We start from the raw sequence: 6,165 nt of genomic DNA, 5'->3' as shown, positions 1-6,165 counted from the left end.
AGATGTGTATTAGAGACTGGGCGGGGTCACCTCGACTGTGACGGTCGCCGGGGCGGCGAGCGCGGCGGGCGCCTTCCTGGCGGGGGTCTGGGTGACCTCGCCGGGCCGGTGGGCGACCGGGGGCGCCTGCCGCCAGTCGTCGTGCCCGCGGACCAGCACCCACCCGACAGCGCCGATCGCGAACGCGCACACCGCGCCCAGCGCCACGAAGACCGCTGCCTGCGCCCACGCCAGGCGCCACGAATGGCGCTCGACGGGCATGGCCTCGCCGTCGTCGTCGAGCGACCACGCCAGTTCCGGTGCGGCCTGAGTCGACGGCGGCACGACGGCTGTCGCGCCGACGTCGTCGTCCTCTTCATCCATGGCTGTACTCCTACTCGTTCGTAGTGTGCACGGACGGTCCGACAACTTTTCGGCGGCGCGTCGGCCCGCGAACAGGTATCGGGAAGATCGCGGCACTGGCGGCGCGTCGCGCGGTTCCGATTCCCGTTCGGGCTGTGGCGATGTCGTCGGTGTGTCGTTTCGTGGGTGTGGTGCACCGGTTCGGGCGGCCGGTTTCCGGCAAATTTCCAGCCGGCATGGGGTCTTCCCGCATTCCAGCGTTGTACGGTTCGGCGTATGGGGTACGGACAGCTTGTGGGCCGGTTGACGGCGCTTATGGTGGTAAGTGCCATGGCACCGGCGGTGGTGGTATTGGCAAGTCCGGCAAGCGCGGACGACGGCCCGGACCCGACTCAGGAGGTCTGCGGCGCCGACAACTTGGGTGTTCCCCCGAGCAGATCGCCGCGGGGCTCGAGCGCGGGAACGGGCGGTACAACTCTTGGCGCGCGCAGCAGACGACGATGTGGCCGATCCTCGAAGGGGATTGCGGCTGAAGGCTTTTCAAGCTGGTGAGCGCGGCGTGATCTGCCCACCGCTCGCGGGCCGGCCGCATGTCGTGGAGAAGCAACGACAACGTCGGCGGCCGATGCGAGATCTTGTCGGTGCCACGACGTACCGTTCGGTCTGCGGGATGATCCGAACGGTCGTCGATGGGAGGGTGGCATGACGGTCTTTTGGTGGCTGGTAGCCCTGACGGCCTGCGTCGGGTTGTATTACGCCGTTCGGGCCCGGGCGGCCAGGAGCGCCAACCGCCGCGCGGCGTCACCGTGGGCGAACGAGGAACTCGCGCGCCGCGCCGACCAGCAAGACCGTTGGGCCCAGCGCGGCGACGCCCGGGGTGTCTACGGCGTCGAAGGCGCCGAGATGATGAGGCGGGTCGACCCCGAACCCGACATCAGAGCGGAGCCGGACAGGGCCGCCGACTACCCCAAGACCGCGACCATCGTCCACACGCAGGCGGATCTGGACACCCTGCTGGCGGAGAAGCCGCCGTGCTGGCGGTGGGCGGCGTTCGCGTCCGTGCTGGTGCAACGACGCGACAGACTGCGGTCACGGCTGCGCGACGATCAGCTCGGCTACGCCGCTCCCAGCGGCGGGCGTGCGGCCGGCGGCGCGGAGGTGGGCCGGTTCGTCCTCGACCGCATGGACGAAATGATCGCGCTGATCAAGCATGTCGAGGACTTCATGCTCACCCCGGCGTTCGTCGGGGTGTTCGGCGAGCCCGGCGACGAGAGCAGCGCGGACGCGGAGGGCATCGTGCACACCGCCAACCGGCTGATGGACTATCACGACCGATTCCTGGGCATGGTGGGAGCGCTGCCGCGGCTTCGCAGTCTCCAGCGAATATGCGCCGCTGCTGGATGATATGGCGCAACTCTTGGACGTCCCGGTCGCCGCCTACCGCACCTTCATCGACGACTTCGTCGACCGCGTCCGGGAAATGCCGGCGATGTTGCAGTACGCGCACGGCACCGTCACTTTGGATCCCGTGGTGCTCCACATGGATGTCGAGGATGGGCTGATCGGGCGAATCCGGTTACAAATCAACGCGATTGCGACGCACTGATGGCCTGGCGTGACGCTCGGTGGCGCGGATTACCCGAGCCGCGCAGGCGTGGGCCCCGCGGGCCGGGCCCGCGGGCCCGCCAGGACGGCTGGTGCCCGGCGACCACCGTGTTCGACGAAACGATCTGTGAACGCGCCAAGTGGGCGGGTCATCGTGGCGACCACCAGGACCTCGCGGCGTGCGCTGGAGCGAGGACCTCGCGGACTACTGACAGCGACGGACTCCCCGTCCTTGCGGCCGTCATCAGGTGTTCCAGCCTGGCAAATCCCCACCGCCGCCCAGAATGCGGCGAGCAACGCCGAAACGATCGCGACGGCGTCCTGCGTCACCCACCCCATGACGTGATGGGCACCCGGCCTGCGCGCGGGGTGAAACCGAGCGGCAACAGCCGACCCGTGTGCCTAGTAGAGGGTGGTGGTGTTGGCCCCGTAATCGATGTAGGTCGGGTACAACGAGAAGGGCGCATACCCGGTGTTCATCAGGCCGCTGGAGATGGGCGTCGGGTAGTACGCGCTGGACCCACCCTCGTAGGTGTAGGAGTACAGCGGTGTACCCGAACCGCTGTAGATCTCGATCGTCGACCCGGTCGGCGGATTCCCCAGAACCGATGTCGGGAAGGTTCCTTGCACACCGCCGGAGTCGACGATCGAGGGAACTGACACCGGGCTCGCCCCGTTGACGCTCACCTGCAGGTTCGTGATCGGCGAACCCTGAAGCGCCGCCACGGGGTTGGTCAACCCGAGTTGTGCCGGTGTTCCGAAGCTCAACGACGGATTCGAGCCTGTTTCGTTGATCAGCAGCCCCTGGTCCCATGACGAGTTCGCGAAGTGCTGGGTCGGAATGCTGGGCCCGGGGCCCCCGGCGTTTGGGCCCACACCCAGGATGCCCTGCGCGCCGTCGCCGGCGAAGAAGTTCTGGAACGAGAAGCCGTAGTTCTGGAAGCCCTGCAGAGTCGTCGGCCAAGCGAACAGTTCGACGTCGACGGGGGTCGAGTTGGTGACGACTCCGCCACCGAAATTCACCGGCATGTTGTAGGTGGCATACAGGTAGTCCAATCCCCCGCTGTAGCCACCCAAGCCGAAGCCGGTGGGCAGGCCGTTGCTCAGCAAACCGAAGATTCCCCCGACGTCCTGGTAGGGAATCACCAGTCCCGTCGACCCGGTGTCGACCAGTAGCGGCACAGCACTGCCGCTGCCGACGGACGCGTTCACGATGGGTTCGGTGCCGCCGACGATTGTCAGCGGAACGGTTGCGCTGCCGTTGGAGTTGATCACGGCGCCGCTGCTCGCGGTGCTGTTGGCTGCGCTGCCGGCCGCCCCGGTCGCTCCCGTGCCGATCAGCGGACGCCCGAGCAGCATCTCGGTCGGCGTGTTGATCGCCCCGATGATGTCCGACCGGACCTGGCCGACGGCCACGTTGACGCCCTGTTCGGCGCTGGTGAGCGCCCCGCCGACGGAGCCGCCGTTGGCGGCCGAGGTCAGCGAGCTCAGCGCCGAGCCGACCGGGCTGGCGGCCACCGCGCCGTTCAGCTGGGCCGACGCGCCCTGCACCGCCGCCTGCCAGGTCGGCAGTTGCGCCGCGGCGGCGGACACGCCGCCGTGGTAGCCGACCATCGCGGCCACGTCCTTGGCCCACATCGCCTCGTACTCGGCCTCCGTGGCCGCGATCGCCGGGGCGTTCTGCCCGAACAGGTTGGAGATCACCAACTGCACCAACTGGTTGCGGTTGGTGCTCACCAGTTCGGGATGCACGACGGCCGAGAGCGCCGCCTCGAACTCACCGGCCACGGCCTGCGCGGAGGCGGCGGCCGTCTGCGCCTGGGCGGAGGCGGTGCTGAGCACGTTGGTGTAGCGGGCAGCGGTCGCCATCATCGCCGCGGACGAGGGCCCCTGCCACGCCTGGCCGGCCAAACCGGCGGTGATCGAGGAGAACGACTGGGCCGCCGAACTCAACTCGTTGGCCAACCCGTCCCAGGCCGCCGACGCGGCCAGCATCGGTCCCGAACCCGCACCGGAATACATCAACAGCGAGTTGATCTCGGGTGGTGACGTCAGAAAACTCATCCCCGCTGGTGTCCTTCCCCTCCACAACACCCCACCTGTTACCGGTCACGGGCTTCTCACGCTGAGACCACAGCGATCGGAACCATCACGACGGCCGGTGTTCGCACTTTATGACAGCGCGGCTGGAAAAATCTTGAATTCAAGCTACTAGACCCATGTCAGTAGCGCCGTGCCGGCCGAGAAGGGCATCGGCGCAGCTCAGCGGCCTTCACGGGCCGAGAAATGTTAGCCATTTCACGCGGCGCCCGGCGGAAACCGCGACCGTTGGATCGGTGCGGGCCTGTGCGGCCGGACCGGGCGTCGGAAGTTGCCCGCACACATCCGGTTCGGGGATAGTGCGGGAATGACGCCCGCACAATCCGCGCTCGTCAGCTTCGCCGCGGGCCTGGCCCTCGCCGTCACCGCCGCGCCGGTGGGTGTGTCCGGTGCGGTCTTCCTGCTGCCCTTCCAGATGAGCGTCCTGCACGTCCCCAACCCCGCGGTCACCCCCACGAATCTGCTGTTCAACATCGTCGCCATTCCCGGAGCGTTGGCCCGTTATCGGGCCCGGGCGCCCCTGGGCAGCCCCCTGACCGCGCTGCTGCTGGCCGGCACCGTGCCCGGCGTCATCGGCGGGGCCGTCATCCGGGTCTTCCTCATCCCCGGGCCGCGGCTGTTTCGCCTCGTCGTCGCGGTGCTGCTGCTGCCCCTCGGAATTTGGCTGTGCCTGCCCAGACCAACTCAGCGCCCGCCCCGGCGGCGGCCGCGGGGTGAGCCGTCAAACCGATCGATCGCCGCGCTGGCCGTGGTGGTCGGGGTCGTCGGCGGAATCTACGGCATCGGCGGAGGCTCACTGCTCAGCCCCATCCTGGTCGGGCGCGGGCTGCCGATCCCGACCGTCGCGCCGGCCGCCCTGACATCGACCTTCGTCACCTCGATCGCCGGGGCGTTCACCTACGCGATCCTGGCCGTCACCAATCCGGGACATGACATCGGACCCGACTGGGCCATCGGCATCTCCGCCGGCGTCGGCGGTCTCATCGGAGGCTACGTGGGCGCCCGACTGCAACCAGTGTTCCCCGAAGCCGTCCTGCGCACCGTTCTCGGGGTCTTGGCCATCGCAACGGCTGCGTTCTACGCCGCCTTTTAGGCGCGGTCTTGGGGCCGGCCCACCCCGCGTCATACGTAGAAAGTCATCGAGCCGCTGCCGCCGTTGGACAGGTACACCGGACGCAGCAGGAAGGGCAGCGCCCCGGTGTTCATCAGATCGTCGCCGGGCACCGTGATCGGGTAGTAGTCGCTGTAATAGTGGTACGCGTAGAGCGGCGTCGTGAGATTGCCCGGTGCGTAGACGTAAATCTCCTGCCCCGGTTGGGCGTTCACGAACGACGGGAGGGTTCCCTGCACGCCGCCGGTGTCGATGATCGAGCCGGCCCGATAGGTCGGATACTGCGCCGGGTTGGCGTACGGGCCGCCGACCGTCACATACAGATCGCTGATCGGCGCCCCGGTGATCGTGGCCAGCACGGACATCCCCGTCGGAGCCGGGCCGAAGTCGAGATAGGGCGTCGTCCCATAGACCTCGTTGATGAGCACACCCTGGCCGAGGCTCCCCGGCAGGGCCGTGATCGGGCTGCTGGGGCCGGGGCCGATCGCGTTGGGCCCGACGCCCATGACGCCGACGACCCCGTTGGGTTCGAAATACTGGCCGAACGAGGTGGGGAATGCGGACAAGCTCGTCGGCCAGGAGAAGATGGGGACGTTGTACGCGGTCGAGGGGGTGACGACGCCGTTGCCGAAATCCACCGGCCCGTGGAACGTGAGGTAGAAATACCCCAGTCCCCCGCTGTATCCGCTCGTGCCGAACCCGGTGGGGATGCCCAGATGCTGTATCCCGACGTAGTGAAGCGGAAGCACCAGCCCCGTGGAGCCGGTGTCCAGGAGCAAAGGCACACTCGGTCCGCCGTTGACCGACGCGTAGACGATGGGTTCGACGACTTTGTACATCGTCAGGGGGACGGTGACGTTCTGCGGGGCGTCGGCGCCCGGAGCGCCGATGGCGCCGTTGCTGCCCAACAACCAGCCGCCGATGCCGCCGGCACCGCCGTATGCGGTGGACCCGCCGGCGCCGCCGGTCCCCCCGTTGCCGATCAGCCCCGCCGGGCCGAACAGGCC

General features: G+C 68.3%; 6 protein-coding genes. 3 read left to right on the top strand and 3 right to left on the bottom strand.

The window, feature by feature from the left end; translation table 11 throughout:
- Window positions 1–9: 9 nt before the first annotated feature.
- A complete protein-coding gene (locus FPZ47_RS25985; RefSeq protein ID WP_145039711.1) occupies window positions 10–363 on the bottom strand; it encodes a hypothetical protein in 354 nt (117 codons plus the stop codon).
- Window positions 364–1,044: 681 nt separating this feature from the next.
- Between FPZ47_RS25985 and FPZ47_RS25980 the strand changes: the two genes are divergently transcribed.
- Together FPZ47_RS25980 and FPZ47_RS25975 are read left to right on the top strand one after the other, a co-directional pair.
- Window positions 1,045–1,746 (top strand): hypothetical protein, encoded by a 702-nt coding sequence (locus FPZ47_RS25980; RefSeq protein WP_144953532.1) that lies wholly within the window; start codon window positions 1,045–1,047, stop codon window positions 1,744–1,746.
- 13 nt (window positions 1,747–1,759) lie between these two features.
- Window positions 1,760–1,948 carry a hypothetical protein gene (locus FPZ47_RS25975; RefSeq protein ID WP_145039708.1) on the top strand — a complete coding sequence of 63 codons (189 nt, stop codon included), beginning with the start codon at window positions 1,760–1,762 and terminating at the stop codon, window positions 1,946–1,948.
- A gap of 401 nt (window positions 1,949–2,349) precedes the next feature.
- On the opposite strand, the gene FPZ47_RS25965 is transcribed toward FPZ47_RS25975, so the two are convergent.
- Entirely contained in the window at window positions 2,350–4,011 is a 1,662-nt protein-coding gene (locus FPZ47_RS25965) for a PecA family PE domain-processing aspartic protease (RefSeq protein WP_144953541.1), read from the bottom strand.
- A gap of 343 nt (window positions 4,012–4,354) precedes the next feature.
- Between FPZ47_RS25965 and FPZ47_RS25960 the strand changes: the two genes are divergently transcribed.
- A complete protein-coding gene (locus tag FPZ47_RS25960) occupies window positions 4,355–5,140 on the top strand; it encodes a sulfite exporter TauE/SafE family protein (protein ID WP_144953544.1) in 786 nt (261 codons plus the stop codon).
- Between the two features lie 29 nt (window positions 5,141–5,169).
- Here the strand turns inward: FPZ47_RS25960 and FPZ47_RS28670 are convergent.
- On the bottom strand, window positions 5,170–6,165 hold a 996-nt coding region (locus tag FPZ47_RS28670), incomplete at its 5' end, for a PecA family PE domain-processing aspartic protease (RefSeq protein WP_168209570.1).

Origin of the sequence: Mycobacterium helveticum, assembly GCF_007714205.1 — a bacterium.
Classification (GTDB): domain Bacteria; phylum Actinomycetota; class Actinomycetes; order Mycobacteriales; family Mycobacteriaceae; genus Mycobacterium; species Mycobacterium helveticum.
This window is presented reverse-complemented; position numbering and strand designations above follow the sequence as displayed.